The sequence below is a fragment of the Klebsiella sp. K5-204 genome (genome assembly GCF_030128585.1).
Taxonomy (GTDB): Bacteria; Pseudomonadota; Gammaproteobacteria; order Enterobacterales; family Enterobacteriaceae; genus Klebsiella; species Klebsiella quasipneumoniae.
Genome location: NZ_JAKUZS010000002.1, coordinates 41,756 through 55,688, shown reverse-complemented (window position 1 = coordinate 55,688; position 13,933 = coordinate 41,756). Strand labels below are relative to the sequence as shown.

The window sequence follows — 13,933 nt, the reverse complement described above, 5'->3', positions numbered from 1 at the left end:
CTTTATCATCAGGACGCTGGCGCGCTGTCGGGCAGCACAATGTTGCTCTGCGCCAGGGTCCCCATCTGGTGGTACATCGCGCTGGCGGCATCCAGCAGGTGCATGGCCAGCGCGGCGCCGCTGCCCTCCCCCAGGCGCATGTCCATATCGAGATACGGGCGCAGACCCAGCGCGTCGAGGGCGATCCGCGCCCCTTTCTCCGCCGACAGGTGCGAAGGGATAAGATACGGGTGCGCCGCCGGGGCCATGCGGCAGGCCGCCAGAGCCGAAGCGTAGGAGAGGAAGCCATCCAGCACCACCGGCAGGCCGCAGGAGGCCGCCCCGAGGATCACCCCGGTCATACCCACCAGATCAAAACCGCCCACCTTAGCCAGCACGTCCAGCCCGTCCGCCGGGTTCGGCTGGTTATGAGCGATCGCCTGGCGCACCACCGCCACCTTATGGCCCCGCTGCGCCAGCGGCAGATTGGCCCCGCAGCCCACCACCGCGTCGGGGTCGCTGCCGGTCAGGACGCTGATCGTCGCAGCGGCCGGGGTGGTATTGGCCATCCCCAGCTCCCCCACGCCAAAGACGTTCACCCCGTCGGCGGCGAGCTGGCGGGTGAAACGCATGCTGGCCAGCAGCACCGCCTCCGCCTGCTGACGGCTCATCGCCGCCGTCCGGGCGATATTTCCGCTACCGCGGGCCACCTTGAGGTTGATCAGGCCCGGCAGCGGCTCGGCGTCGATGCCGACATCCACCACCTCCACTCTCACGCCAGCCTGCGCCGCCAGCACGCAGACGCCGGTATTGCCCCGCACCATATTGCCGGCATGAATGGCCGTCACCGCCTGCGGGGAAGGGGTCACGCCTTCATGCCAGACGCCGTGGTCGGCGCACATGACCACGATGGCTTTTTCAGTCAGCGCCAGCTGCCCCTGCAGCCCCGGCAGACCGGCCAGCTGTACCGCCAGGCTCTCCAGACGGCCAAGGCTGCCGGGCGGCTTTAACAGGCCATCAATATGCTGCTGCGCGCGCGCCATGCCCGTCACATCGGGCTGCGGAATGGCAGCCAGTAACGCCGAAAGTGTTTCCATTCTGTTCCTCACCGTTGATGCCAGGCCTTACAGTAGCGCCAGTAAAAAGAGTAATTCACCCAGCTCGATCGCCGCTCCGAGGGTATCCCCGGTCTGCCCGCCGAGGGTTCGCTTCAGCGCCCACCCCAGACCCCAGATCAGCACCAGGGCGATCAGCGCGGCGCGCAGCCCATGCAGCCCCAGCAGGGCGGTGGCCAGCGCGATCGCCAGCGCCATCGTCACCAGCGTCTGCTGCAGGCTAATTTTGCCAATAAACAGATTGCCCAGCCCTTTTTCCCGCGCATAGCGATGGCGATACATCAGCAGCACCGACATTCCGCGACCGACGGCGCAGGCCGCCGCCAGCGCCGCGATGGGGTTGACATCGCGCAGCAGCAGTTCGCCGACCACCAGCACCTTCGCCACCAGCACAAAAATCAGCGCCAGCCCGCCGTGGGTACCCAGCCGGCTGTCGCGCATGATCTCCAGCATTCGATCGCGGGTGCGGGCGGAGAAGATGCCGTCGCAGGTATCGGCCAGCCCGTCAAGGTGAAATCCGCCGGTGAGCAGCGCCAGCGCCAGCGCGCCGAACAGCGCCGCCAGCGGGACGCCGCACCACGGCTGCAGGAGGTACACCACCGCGCCGGCGATGGCGCCGAGCAGTAAACCGACCAGCGGGAAGGTGACGATACTGCGCTGGTACTGTTCGATCTCCAGGCCCTGAGATAACCGCGCCGGGACCGGCAGACGGCTGATAAACGAGAGTGCGGCAAAGAATGACTTAATCACGTGGGGTTGACTCCTGTCGGCGAAAGCAGCGGAAGAGATTCTGTCGCGCCCGGTCAGCACCTGAGTTTGTCTTCTGGCGAATCGATCGTCGGAGAGGTGAGAGGTGTTGAGATATCGCCCTGACGCCGCTGCGTCAGATGCCCGGCCAGGATGAGAGAAACCTTTCCGATATCAATACGTTTTCGCGGGGCAGTATAGCAAAGAGTCGGTGCAGAGAGGCAGTTGCCGGGACAAAGTTTTCGCAGAAAAAGAGACGGGAGGGGGTAGTGCAGAACAGCCCGGCGACGCTGACGCCGCCGGACAGCTGGGATTAGCCTTCGACTTTGGCTTCACCCATCACTTTCAGTTTTTTAGAGATGTCGCGGCGCTCTTTGGACAGCTCGGCATTCTTGATGATGTAGTCATCAACGCGGTCTTCGTAATCGCTCTTCATGCTGGCGATGATGCCCTGGATGGCTTCCACGCTCATGCCCGGTTTGATGTAGTCGCTGAGGTTGTCCAGCAGCAGAACGCGCTTCTGGTTATCACGGATCTTTTTCTCAACGTCCTGAATTTCACGCTGCAGTTTGTTCTTACGACGGTACAGACGAACAAACTCCAGTACGTCCTGGAAAGAAGGCTTAGTTGTTTCCATTTTTACACCCCTAATAATTGAGATTCGGATTCGTAAAGCGACTGCGTTATAGGGCTAACATAACTGCTAGCAGTCGCTGATGACAATGTTTTTTCCTTTGCGTTTATCATAACCCTAAACGCTGCTGAATCGAAACAACCCGTGCAGTTACCCGGTGCATCTGGTGCTTATTTGCGCAACGCGCGGCAGATCAGATGCGACAGCAGCTCCAGCTGGCGCGCCAGTTCAATAGAGAGCCAAACATAGCCATGGATCGGGGTTTCCGCCAGGCTATCGTCACCCTGCTCTTTCATCAGCTGGCGCAGTTCGAGAACGATTTCATTCAGCTTTTCATTGTTGGCGCGCACAGGCTGAGGGTTCCCTTCATACAAGGCGTGGGCGATGGCCAACAGCGTCTGCTGGGTCATCTGCTGCGTCTCCCGAAGGGTGTGCGCGTTCAGCATTACGAAATGGCCCGGACGGGTTGCCCACCAGGCGTTGATCTGCAGCTCCAGCATGCACACGAGGTTGCGGCTGACGGTCTGGATAGCCTCGAAGATCGCCTTCTGGATGTGCGTCTCTTTGCTGGCGGGGGTGATCAGCCCGCGCATTTTGACGACGTCGTTGAGCGCCTGTTGGAGATGCTTTTCCAGCCGCGGCCGATCCACCAGATTTGGCGAGAAGCCGGCCTGGTAGAGGCGGTTGAAGTTGGTGACATAGCTGGCCATCTGGATGCGCCAGTGGATAAACGCCCGCTGCGGCCAGATACCGGTAAACAGCATCGCCAGCAGCGAGCCGAAGATCACGTCGCCGCTTCGCCACAGGGCGGTATGCATATCGCCCGGCGGCGCCCCGACCACCACCGACAGGGTGATGCCGATCAGCAGCGCCTGATAGGGTTTCTTGCCCAGCGCCAGCCAGCCGCAGAGGAACATCGCCGCCGCGCACCAGAGGACCATCAGCGGCAGGGAGATAAGCTCAAGCTTGAGCGCCACCAGCCCCAGCGCCGAGCCGAGGATCGTGCCGCCGATGCGCTGAAACGCCCGCGGCACGACGTTGCCCCAGAAGGAGATCGGCCCCATCACCACCACCAGGGTGATGAGAGGCCAGGTCCCCTCAGGCACGTTCAGCAGCCGCACCAGCAAAAAGGTGAGCACAAAGGCCAGCGCAATCCGCACACCATGCACCACCCGATAATGGCGATACAAGCGGATCTCAAATGGCTTGAGTGATTTATCAGCGCGCACAACCCTCTCCGGCAAAACGAAAAGGCCAATTGTAACTGCTTTTTCGCCCGGAGCGTGCCGGGAATGTAAAAATCCTTGTCCGGAACAGGGGTAAATCGCTACGACGCGACGCGGGCGACGGGAACATACATGTCGATATCCCAGTAGCCGTCGTGGTTGCCGTCGTTAAGATAGACCTCAAAGCAGGGCTGAGGGGCGATGCGATACGCCGTGCTCTGCAGCAGGCTGTCGAAAAACTGCCTCCACGCGGTGGCGAAGTCGTGATCCACCACCCGCGCGCGGGCGCAGGCGTAATCCCCGCCGGCAATCGCCGTTATGATCACCCCTTCGCTGTTGGCGGGAATGACGTAATCCTCGTCAACGGCGACCACGGTGGCGCAGCGCAGTTTTTCCGCCGGCACGTCCTCCGGGTTATCGTAGTAGACGGCAAGCCACTCGCGGGCGGGCACCTGCCGGCCCTCAACCCACATCATCAGTTGCTCAAACCCCTGCCTGACGGTTTGATCCCAGGGCCCGACCAGATGGAAACCGGCAATGGTTTTCTTGCCGAGGGGGGTGACGCTGTAGTTCATCTTGCCTCCTTCATGAACAAATTACTGTATAAACGTACAGTCAATCTAGCAGGAGATCCCCCCTCAGTATGTGCGCGAATTCACAGAGTCGCCATTGCGGCTGATGAAAAAAACGGCGATGTTGTCGCCGCGTCTGCCGGGCGGCAGGCGAAAAAAAACCGCCTGCAAAGAGGCGGTTGGCGTGGTTACAGCTCGTGGTGCAGGTAATCGCTCATTCGCGAGAACACCCCGCCTTTATTAATGCTTTCGAGGGTGACCAGCGGATAGTGGCCCACGATCTTGTCGCCGTCATACAGCGAAATCTCGCCGACCCGCTGGTTGGCGGCGATCGGCGCCTCCAGATCCTTTTTATCCAGCACGTATTTCGCCTTAATCCGCGACACTTCCGCCTTCGGCAGCGCTAACCAGAAATCCTGATCGGTGCCGAGCTTAATCTGCTCTTTATCGCCGTACCAGATGCGCTCGCTGCCGACCTTCTGCCCCTTCTGCAGCACCTGCACGGTGTCGAAGTTCTGCTGTCCCCAGTGCAGCAGTTTCGCGGCCTGCTGCTCGCGGCCTTTCGGGCTGTCGGCCCCCATCACCACGGCGATCAGCCGACGCTGGCCATCCACCGCCGAGGCGATCAGGTTGAACCCGGCGCCCGACGTGTGTCCGGTTTTCAGGCCATCGACGTTCAGGGTTTTATCCCACAGCAGACCGTTACGGTTTTGCTGGGTAATGCCGTTCCACGTCAGGCTTTTCTGGCTGTACATGTGGTAGACGTCAGGCTCGCCATGGATTATCGCCCGCGACAGCACCGCCAGGTCATAGGCCGAACTGTGCTGGCCCGGGGCATCGAGGCCGTGGACGGTTTCGAAATGGGTATCCTGCAGATGCAGTTTTTCGACATACTGATTCATCAGGGCGACAAACTGCGGCTGACCCCCGGCGACATAGTCGGCCAGCGCGACGCAGGCGTCGTTGCCGGAGTCGACAATTAGCCCGCGGCTGAGGTCGCGGACGCTGACGCGATCCCCTGGCTTTAAGAACATCAGGGATGACCCGTCGAACACCGGGTTGCCCTTCGCCCAGGCGTCTTTCCCCACGGTGACGATATCGTCAAAGGTGATACGATGGCTGTCGATGGCGCGATCGACCACGTAGCCGGTCATTAATTTGGTCAGGCTGGCAGGATTGCGCTGCTGATGTTCGTTACCCGCGGTCAATACCTGACCGGTGGTGTAATCCATCAGCACCCAGGAGCCAGCCTGAATGGAAGGCGGCGCGACCGTAGCAGGTAAGTCGACGGCAAATGCGCAGGAAACGCTCGAAGCGAGCAAAGATACAGCAATAAACAAACGGCCTTTCAACGGCATATCCTCTAGATTTACAGATCCGCCGTCCTTTTTACGGAACTTCGCGTTTCATATCAGGGTTTAATTGCAAGAAAATATGACACGGCGGAGGATGTTGCTTGCCGTTACCCTTCTGATGACCGGGCAAATCGTTTACCATACCGGTCGCACGCCACCACGGATAATGAACAGACTATGCAAGACAGCGTCAACCAGCCCGGATTTTTATTCCACGATTATGAAACCTTCGGCACCAGCCCTTCCCTTGACCGGCCGGCGCAGTTCGCCGCCATCCGCACCGACGCGGAGTTAAACGTGCTGGGCGAGCCCGAGGTGTTTTACTGCAAGCCCGCTGACGATTACCTGCCGCAGCCGCAGGCGGTAATGATCACCGGGATCACCCCGCAGGAAGCGCTGGCCAAAGGGGATAACGAGGCCGCGTTTGCCCGCCGCATCCACGATCTGTTCACGGTGCCGCAAACCTGCATCGTCGGCTATAACAACGTGCGCTTTGATGACGAAGTGACGCGGAATATCTTCTATCGCAACTTCTATGACCCTTATGCCTGGAGCTGGCAGCACGATAACTCGCGCTGGGATCTGCTCGACGTGATGCGCGCCTGCTATGCCCTGCGTCCGGAAGGGATCGCCTGGCCGGAAAATGACGAGGGTCTGCCGAGCTTCCGCCTTGAACATTTGACCGTCGCCAACGGTATTGAACACCAGAACGCCCATGACGCGATGGCCGACGTGTACGCCACCATCGCCATGGCGAAGCTGGTGAAAACCCGGCAGCCGCGGCTGTTTGACTATCTCTACAGCCACCGCAATAAGCGCAAGCTGGCGACGCTCATCGACGTACCGCAGATGAAGCCGCTGGTGCATGTCTCCGGCATGTTCGGCGCCGCGCGCGGCAACACCAGCCTGGTGGCGCCCCTGGCCTGGCATCCGGAAAACCGCAATGCGGTGATTATGGTCGATCTGGCGGGGGATATGGCGCCGCTGCTGGAGCTGGATGCGGACGCCCTGCGCGAGCGGCTTTACACCCCGCGCGCCGAGCTTGGCGATCTGCCGGCGGCGCCGATTAAGCTGGTGCATTTGAACAAATGTCCGGTGCTGGCTCAGGCCAATACCCTGCGCCCGCAGGATGCCGACCGGCTGGGGATCTCCATTCAGCGCTGTCTGGAGAATGCCCAGCTGCTGCGGGCGAATCCGCAGGTGCGGGAGAAAGTGGTGGCGGTCTATGCCGAAGCCGAGCCGTTCGTGCCGTCCGAAAACGTCGACGCCCAGCTTTACAATGGGTTCTTTAGCGATGCCGACCGCGCGGCGATGAAAATCGTGCTGGAAACGGAACCGCGCAATCTGCCGGCGCTGGATATCACCTTCGCCGACAAGCGCATCGAACGCCTGCTGTTTAACTACCGGGCGCGCAACTTTCCCGGCACGCTCGATGAAGCCGAGCAGCAGCGCTGGTTAGAGCACCGTCGTCAGGTATTTACGCCTGAGTTTTTGCAGGCCTATGCCGATGAACTGCAGATGCTGTATCAGCAGTATGCGGATGATAAAGAGAAGCTGGCGCAGCTGAAGGCGCTGTGGCAGTACGCACAGGATATTGTCTGATTGGCTGAAATTCCCGGGTTGCGGCTAACGCCTTACCCGGGCTACAAACTGTATCAGCTGTATGCGGATGATAAAGAGAAGTTGGCGCAGCTGAAGGCGCTGTGTCAGTACGCGCAGGATATTGTCTGATTGGCTGAAATTCCCGGGTTGCGGCTACCGCCTTACCCGGGCTACAAACGATGACCGGGGAGGACACCTGACCGTAGGCCCGCGCAAGCGCAGCGCCGCCGGGCATTGCATCCCCGGTTCGTGCTTACCTTTTTGCCCGGTGGCGGCTTCGCCTTACCGGGCCTGGGCGCTGGTGCCAGAGTAGCCCGGGTAAGGCGAAGCCGCTACCCGGGATGACTGGCTTAACTTTTCGCGCGGCTGGCGATGATTTCATCCGCTACGTTGCGCGGCGCTTCCGCGTAGTGGTGGAACTCCATGCTGTAGGTTGCTCGTCCCTGAGACATCGAGCGCAGCGTGGTGGAATAACCAAACATCTCCGCCAGCGGCACATCGGCGCGGATGATCTGGCTGCCGAAGCGCTCTTCCATTCCCTGCACCATCCCGCGACGGGAAGAGAGATCGCCCATGATATTCCCGGCGTACTCTTCCGGCGTTTCCACCTCCACGTGCATCACCGGCTCAAGGATCACCGGGTCCGCTTTGCGCGCCCCTTCCCGGAAGCCGAAGATCGCCGCCATACGGAACGCCATCTCCGAGGAGTCCACATCGTGGTACGATCCGAAGGTCAGGGTCGCTTTCACGTCAACCACCGGATAGCCCGCCAGCACGCCGGTGCCCATCGCTTCGCGCAGCCCTTTCTCCACGGAAGGGATGTACTCGCGCGGCACTACCCCGCCTTTGGTGGCGTCCTCGAAGACGAAACCGCTGCCCGGCTCCAGCGGCTCAAGGGTCAGCACGACGTGCCCGTACTGTCCTTTACCGCCGGACTGGCGCACAAATTTGCCCTCCACGTCCGTCACTTTCTTGCGCAGGGTTTCGCGGTAGGTGACCTGCGGACGACCAATGTTGGCCTCGACGTTAAACTCGCGCTTCATCCGGTCGACAATGATCTCCAGATGCAGCTCGCCCATGCCGGAGATAATCGTCTGGCCGGACTCTTCATCGGTATGCAGACGGAACGACGGATCTTCCGCCGCCAGCCGCTGCAGCGCGATGCCCATTTTCTCCTGGTCCGCTTTGGTCTTCGGCTCAATCGCCAGCGAAATCACCGGCTCCGGAAACTCCATCCGCTCAAGGGTAATCACCGCATCCGGGTCGCATAACGTATCGCCGGTAGTGACATCCTTCAGCCCAACGCAGGCCGCGATATCCCCGGCGTGCAGTTCGTCCACTTCGTGGCGATCGTTGGCCTGCATCAGGACGATACGCCCGATGCGCTCTTTCTTGCCCTTCACCGGATTCCACACCGCATCGCCTTTCTTCAGCGTCCCGGAGTAGACGCGGATAAAGGTCAACTGGCCGACGTAGGGGTCGGTCATCAGTTTGAACGCCAGCGCCGACAGCGGCTCATCGTCGCTCGGATGGCGTTCCGCCGGCTGGCCTTTCTCATCCACGCCCTGTATCGCCGGAATATCCAGCGGCGACGGCATCAGCTCCACCACCGCGTCGAGCATGCGCTGCACGCCTTTGTTTTTAAAGGCGCTACCGCAGAGCACCGCCTGGATTTCACCCTTCACCGTGCGCTGGCGCAGACCGGCGACGATCTCCGCCTCGTCCAGCTCGCCGGTTTCGAGGTATTTATCCATCAGCGCGTCGCTGGCCTCCGCCGCCGCCGAGACCATTTTCTCCCGCCACTCGCGGGCAGTCGCCAGCAGATCGTCAGGGACCGGTCCGTAGCTGAAGGTCATGCCCTGGGTGGCGTCATCCCACAGGATGGCGCGCATTTTCACCAGGTCGACGACGCCGGTGAAATGCTCTTCAGCGCCAATGGGGATGACAATCGGCACCGGGTTGGCCTTCAGGCGGTCGATCATCATCTGCACCACGCGGAAGAAGTCCGCGCCGGGGCGGTCCATCTTGTTGACGAAGGCCAGCCGCGGGACATGGTATTTATTCGCCTGGCGCCAGACGGTCTCCGACTGGGGCTGCACCCCGCCGACGGAGTCATACACCATCACCGCGCCGTCGAGCACGCGCATGGAACGTTCCACCTCAATGGTGAAATCCACGTGCCCCGGAGTGTCGATGATATTGATCCGGTGCGGCTCGAAGCTGCGGTCCATACCCGGCCAGAAGCAGCTCACCGCCGCCGAGGTAATGGTGATCCCGCGCTCTTGCTCCTGGGCCATCCAGTCGGTGGTTGCCGCGCCATCGTGTACTTCACCCAGCTTATGGCTCATCCCGGTGTAAAACAGGATGCGCTCGGTGGTGGTGGTTTTACCGGCATCGATATGCGCGGAGATACCGATGTTGCGATAACGTTCGAGGGGGATGGGTCGGGGCATGATGCGTCCTTAGTCGTTTTGACTGTCAGTCTGCGGTCGGAATGATCCGCAGTTCATTTCACTGCCGCTTATGATAGTACAATTGTACGAGTATATTCGAACTATTTTTACTATTATTATGATTGGTCAGGATGCGGCGGCGCGCGTGGCATGAGAACAGGAGTTTGGGTATAGTAGCCGCCAGCCGCCGATACGGACTGCGACCGCCATGCGCCGCGCCACCGCCGACACAGGATTATTATGATCGCCAATCACCCTGAACGAGAACAAATTCGCCTGGAAAATGTCCTTTCCGCGCTCGGCAACCCGCTGCGACTGGAGATCATCCGCACGCTGGCCGACGGCAGCGAGCAGAGCTGTAACGCTCTGCGTCAGGAAGAGGTGGCCAAGTCCACCATGACCCACCACTGGCGCGTCCTGCGCGACAGCGGTGTGATCTGGCAGCGGCCTCAGGGACGGGAGAATATGATTTCGCTGCGCCGGGAAGATCTGGACGCCCGTTTTCCCGGCCTGCTGGATACACTGCTGAACGTGATGCAGCAGTCGTGAATCGCTAACCTGCTGCCTGCTACTCCCCCGCCAGCCGCTGGTACTGCCTGAAACGGGCCCGGGCATCCTCCTCCGTTTGCCGGAACAGCGCGTCCGCCAGATCCGGGGTGGTTTTGTGCAGCGCGGCATAGCGCACCTCGCCAAGCAGAAAGTCGCGGAAGCTCTCTTCCGGCTCTTCGGAGTCCAGTATAAACGGCGTTTTGCCCTCGGCTTCGCGCTGTGGATGGTAGCGCCACAGGTGCCAGTATCCCGCCTCCACCGCCCGCTTCGCCTCGCGCTGACTGCAGCGCATCCCGGCTTTCAGGCCGTGGTTGATACAGGCGGCGTAGGCGATCACCAGCGACGGTCCCGGCCAGGCTTCAGCCTCGGCGATGGCCCGCAGGGTCTGATCTTTATCAGCGCCCATGGCGATCTGCGCAACGTAAACATTGCCGTAGCTCATCGCCATCATGCCGAGATCTTTTTTCCGCGTGCGTTTCCCCTGGGCGGCAAACTTGGCGATCGCCGCCACCGGGGTCGATTTGGACGACTGGCCGCCGGTGTTGGAGTAGACCTCGGTATCGAACACCAGAATATTGACGTCTTCCCCGCTGGCCAGCACATGATCGAGACCGCCGAAGCCAATATCGTAGGCCCAGCCGTCGCCGCCGAAGATCCACTGCGAACGCCGGACGAAATAGTCACGGTTCTGCCAGAGCTGCTCCAGCAGCGGAACCCCCTCTTTTTCCGCCGCCAGCAACGCACTAAGGCGGTCCGCACGCTCGCGGGTCCCCTCCCCCTCGTCCTGCTGCGCCAGCCATTGCCGCATCGCGGCGTGAAGCGCGTCGCTGACCGGCAGCGCCAGGGCGCGGGTCATCTCCCCGGCGATCTGTTGGCGGATCGCCTGGCCGCCGAGCATCATGCCCAGCCCGAACTCGGCGTTGTCCTCAAACAGCGAGTTTGCCCAGGCCGGCCCGTGGCCGCGGTGGTTGGTGGTATAGGGCATCGAAGGCGCGCTGGCGCCCCAGATCGAAGAGCAGCCGGTGGCGTTGGCGATCAGCATTCGGTCGCCAAACAGCTGGGTGATCAGCCGGGCATAGGGCGTTTCGCCACAGCCCGCGCAGGCGCCGGAAAACTCCAGCAGCGGCGTTTCGAACTGGCTGCCTTTGACCGTCGTTTTGCGAAACGGGTTGTCTTTTGGCGCCAGCCCCAGCGCGTAGTCCCAGACCGGGGCCATCGCGCGCTGGCTGTCGAGGGAGGCCATCTGCAGCGCCTTGCCGCGCGACGGGCAGCTCTCCACGCAGTTGCCGCAGCCGGAGCAGTCCAGCGGCGAGATAGCCAGATGATAGTGGTAGTCTTTGGCCCCCTGGGCCGGTTTGCTCAGCAGCCCGGCGGGCGCCGTATCCTGCTCTTCCGCGTTCAGCAACGCCGGGCGGATCGCCGCATGCGGGCAGACGAAGGCGCACTGGTTACACTGGGTGCAGCCGTCGGGCTGCCAGACCGGCACCTCCAGGGCAATGCCGCGCTTCTCCCAGGCGGCGGTGCCGGAGGGAAAGGTGCCGTCTTCCATCCCGGCGAAGGCGCTCACCGGCAGCAGATCGCCGCGCTGGCGGTTCATGGGCTGCAGAATATCGCGGATGAAGTCCGGCATCAGGGTTGTCGCCTGCGGCGCCGGCGCCTCGAGGGTCGCCCAGTGGGCGGGAACCGTCACCCGACGCAGCGCCGCCATCCCCAGCTCGATCGCCCGCTGGTTCATCTCAATGACGCTCGCCCCTTTGCTGCCATAGCTTTTCTCCACCGCCTGTTTGAGATAGTCCGCCGCGGTTTGCGGATCGATAATCGCCGTCAGCTTAAAGAACGCCGCCTGCATCAGCATGTTAAAGCGCCCGCCGAGGCCCAGCTCGCGGGCGATGTCCACCGCGTTGAGGGTATAAAAGTCGATCTTTTCCTGCGCCAGATAGCGCCGGACGCTGACCGGCAGGTGCTGCTCCAGCTCCGCCTCGGACCAGCTGCAGTTGAGCAAAAAGGTGCCTCCCGGCTTCAGCCCCTCCAGCAGGTCGTAGCGGTCGACATAGGATTGCTGAGAGCAGGCGATAAAATCGGCCCGGTGGATCAGGTAGGGCGAGGTGATTGGCCGGTCGCCAAAGCGCAGGTGCGAGACGGTGATCCCCCCCGACTTTTTCGAGTCGTAGGAAAAGTAGGCCTGAGCATAGAGCGGCGTGTTATCGCCGATGATCTTAATGGCGCTTTTGTTCGCCCCGACGGTGCCATCCGAGCCCATGCCCCAGAATTTGCAGGCGGTGATCCCGGCGTGGGAGACCGCCAGCGGCACCTGCCGGGCGGGCAGCGAGGTAAAGGTGACGTCATCGACAATGCCCAGGGTAAACCCGTCCTTCGGCTGCGGCTGCCGAAGATTGTCAAACACCGCGGCGATATCGTTGGGCAGCACATCCTTACCGCCGAGGGCGTAGCGGCCGCCGACAATCAGCGGCGCATCGTCGCGTTGATAGAAAGCGTTTTTGACGTCGAGGCACAGCGGTTCCGCCTGCGCCCCCGGCTCTTTGGTGCGGTCAAGGACGGCAATGCGCTGCACGCTGGCGGGCAATTGCGCGAAGAAGTGCGCCAGCGAGAACGGGCGATAGAGATGAACGCTGAGCAGCCCCACCTTCTCCCCCGCCGCATTCAGCGCATCCACCACCTCCTGGACGGTGTCGCACACTGAGCCCATGGCAATAATCACCCGCTCGGCGTCCGGCGCGCCGTGGTAATTAAACAGGTGATATTCCCGCCCGGTGAGCGCGGTGATCTTCGCCATATAGCTTTCCACCAGATCGGGCAGCGCGAGGTAGAAGCGGTTACCGGCCTCCCGCTCCTGGAAGTAGATATCCGGGTTTTGCGCGGTGCCGCGGATCACCGGGTGATCCGGATGCAGCGCCTGACGACGAAAGCGCTCCAGCGCCGGGCGGTCCAGCAGCGCCGCCAGTTGCTCATACTCCAGCACCTCGATCTTCTGTATTTCGTGCGAAGTGCGAAAGCCGTCGAAGAAGTTGATAAAGGGTATCCGCCCGGCGATCGCCGCCAGATGCGCCACCGCCGACAGGTCCATCACCTGCTGAACGTTATTCTCCACCAGCATGGCGCAGCCGGTCTGGCGCACCGCCATCACATCCTGATGGTCGCCAAAAATATTCAGCGAATTGGTCGCCAGCGCCCGGGCGCTAACGTGAAAGACGCCCGGCAGCAGCTCCCCGGCAATTTTGTACAAATTGGGGATCATCAGCAGCAGCCCCTGCGACGCGGTGTAGGTGGTGGTGAGCGCCCCCGCCTGCAGCGCGCCGTGCACCGCCCCGGCGGCGCCGGCTTCAGACTGCATCTCCATCAGGCGCACCGGCCGACCAAAGAGGTTCTTTTTCCCCTTAGCGGCCCATTCATCGACATTCTCCGCCATCGGGGTGGAGGGGGTAATGGGATAGATGGCCGCCACGTCGGTAAAGGCGTAGGAGATCCAGGCCGCCGCCGCGTTGCCATCCATTGTTTTCATGTTTCCGGACATCGTTCAATCCTCGAAGGTGAGCGTTCTCTTTACCGCGACAGCCCGCGGCAAACCCTGTTTCCTCTTCAAGCACAGCCTGTGCCAGCTCGCGGATTGCCGCCTGTCGCTTAATAATTCAACAGGTTAAGGGAAGAGAGGCGCAGGTCCGTCCGGCGGAATTGCGGGGAAT

The 13,933-nt window shown here is 61.6% G+C and carries 11 protein-coding genes; 3 read left to right on the top strand and 8 right to left on the bottom strand.

Features of this window, described 5'->3' with window-relative positions:
* Window positions 1-8 precede the first annotated feature (8 nt).
* The 6 genes from cobT to dacD all read right to left on the bottom strand — a co-directional run bounded on the left by cobT (window position 9) and on the right by dacD (window position 5,625).
* Window positions 9-1,076 (bottom strand): nicotinate-nucleotide--dimethylbenzimidazole phosphoribosyltransferase, encoded by a 1,068-nt coding sequence (gene cobT / locus MKR05_RS05675; protein WP_101996469.1) that lies wholly within the window; start codon window positions 1,074-1,076, stop codon window positions 9-11.
* Between the two features lie 27 nt (window positions 1,077-1,103).
* On the bottom strand, window positions 1,104-1,844 hold the full coding sequence (gene cobS / locus MKR05_RS05670) for an adenosylcobinamide-GDP ribazoletransferase (RefSeq protein WP_284118189.1): 741 nt from the start codon (window positions 1,842-1,844) through the stop codon (window positions 1,104-1,106).
* 310 nt (window positions 1,845-2,154) lie between these two features.
* Window positions 2,155-2,478, bottom strand: coding sequence for a DUF496 family protein (locus tag MKR05_RS05665; RefSeq protein ID WP_002911883.1), 324 nt, complete (start codon window positions 2,476-2,478; stop codon window positions 2,155-2,157).
* Between the two features lie 167 nt (window positions 2,479-2,645).
* Window positions 2,646-3,704, bottom strand: coding sequence for an FUSC family protein (locus tag MKR05_RS05660; protein WP_004203544.1), 1,059 nt, complete (start codon window positions 3,702-3,704; stop codon window positions 2,646-2,648).
* A 98-nt stretch (window positions 3,705-3,802) separates the two neighbouring features.
* Window positions 3,803-4,276 carry a DNA gyrase inhibitor SbmC gene (gene sbmC, locus MKR05_RS05655; protein ID WP_211778554.1) on the bottom strand — a complete coding sequence of 158 codons (474 nt, stop codon included), beginning with the start codon at window positions 4,274-4,276 and terminating at the stop codon, window positions 3,803-3,805.
* A 185-nt stretch (window positions 4,277-4,461) separates the two neighbouring features.
* Complete coding sequence (gene dacD, locus MKR05_RS05650; protein WP_050533861.1) at window positions 4,462-5,625, bottom strand: serine-type D-Ala-D-Ala carboxypeptidase DacD; 1,164 nt, start codon at window positions 5,623-5,625, stop codon at window positions 4,462-4,464.
* A 180-nt stretch (window positions 5,626-5,805) separates the two neighbouring features.
* On the opposite strand from dacD, the gene sbcB reads away from it, so the two are divergent.
* Window positions 5,806-7,230 (top strand): exodeoxyribonuclease I, encoded by a 1,425-nt coding sequence (gene sbcB / locus MKR05_RS05645; RefSeq protein ID WP_023290333.1) that lies wholly within the window; start codon window positions 5,806-5,808, stop codon window positions 7,228-7,230.
* Window positions 7,231-7,359, top strand: a complete 129-nt coding sequence (locus MKR05_RS05640) for a hypothetical protein (protein ID WP_284118191.1) — start codon at window positions 7,231-7,233, stop codon at window positions 7,357-7,359.
* A 221-nt stretch (window positions 7,360-7,580) separates the two neighbouring features.
* On the opposite strand, the gene fusA is transcribed toward MKR05_RS05640, so the two are convergent.
* On the bottom strand, window positions 7,581-9,683 hold the full coding sequence (fusA, locus tag MKR05_RS05635) for an elongation factor G (RefSeq protein WP_032453436.1): 2,103 nt from the start codon (window positions 9,681-9,683) through the stop codon (window positions 7,581-7,583).
* Window positions 9,684-9,923: 240 nt separating this feature from the next.
* Between fusA and MKR05_RS05630 the strand changes: the two genes are divergently transcribed.
* Window positions 9,924-10,232: a helix-turn-helix transcriptional regulator gene (locus tag MKR05_RS05630; protein WP_023290335.1), complete on the top strand. Its 309-nt coding sequence runs from the start codon at window positions 9,924-9,926 to the stop codon at window positions 10,230-10,232.
* A gap of 19 nt (window positions 10,233-10,251) precedes the next feature.
* On the opposite strand, the gene nifJ is transcribed toward MKR05_RS05630, so the two are convergent.
* A complete protein-coding gene (gene nifJ, locus MKR05_RS05625) occupies window positions 10,252-13,764 on the bottom strand; it encodes a pyruvate:ferredoxin (flavodoxin) oxidoreductase (protein ID WP_130941708.1) in 3,513 nt (1,170 codons plus the stop codon).
* Between the last annotated feature and the right edge of the window lie 169 nt (window positions 13,765-13,933).

Bases quoted from the DNA above. Each gene is read 5' to 3' on its own strand.
- fusA (WP_032453436.1), bottom strand. From the start codon at position 9,683: ATGCCCCGACCCATCCCCCTCGAACGTTATCGCAACATCGGTATCTCC.
- cobT (WP_101996469.1), bottom strand. From the start codon at position 1,076: ATGGAAACACTTTCGGCGTTACTGGCTGCCATTCCGCAGCCCGATGTG.
- sbmC (WP_211778554.1), bottom strand. From the start codon at position 4,276: ATGAACTACAGCGTCACCCCCCTCGGCAAGAAAACCATTGCCGGTTTC.
- nifJ (WP_130941708.1), bottom strand. From the start codon at position 13,764: ATGTCCGGAAACATGAAAACAATGGATGGCAACGCGGCGGCGGCCTGG.
- sbcB (WP_023290333.1), top strand. From the start codon at position 5,806: ATGCAAGACAGCGTCAACCAGCCCGGATTTTTATTCCACGATTATGAA.
- MKR05_RS05630 (WP_023290335.1), top strand. From the start codon at position 9,924: ATGATCGCCAATCACCCTGAACGAGAACAAATTCGCCTGGAAAATGTC.
- MKR05_RS05665 (WP_002911883.1), bottom strand. From the start codon at position 2,478: ATGGAAACAACTAAGCCTTCTTTCCAGGACGTACTGGAGTTTGTTCGT.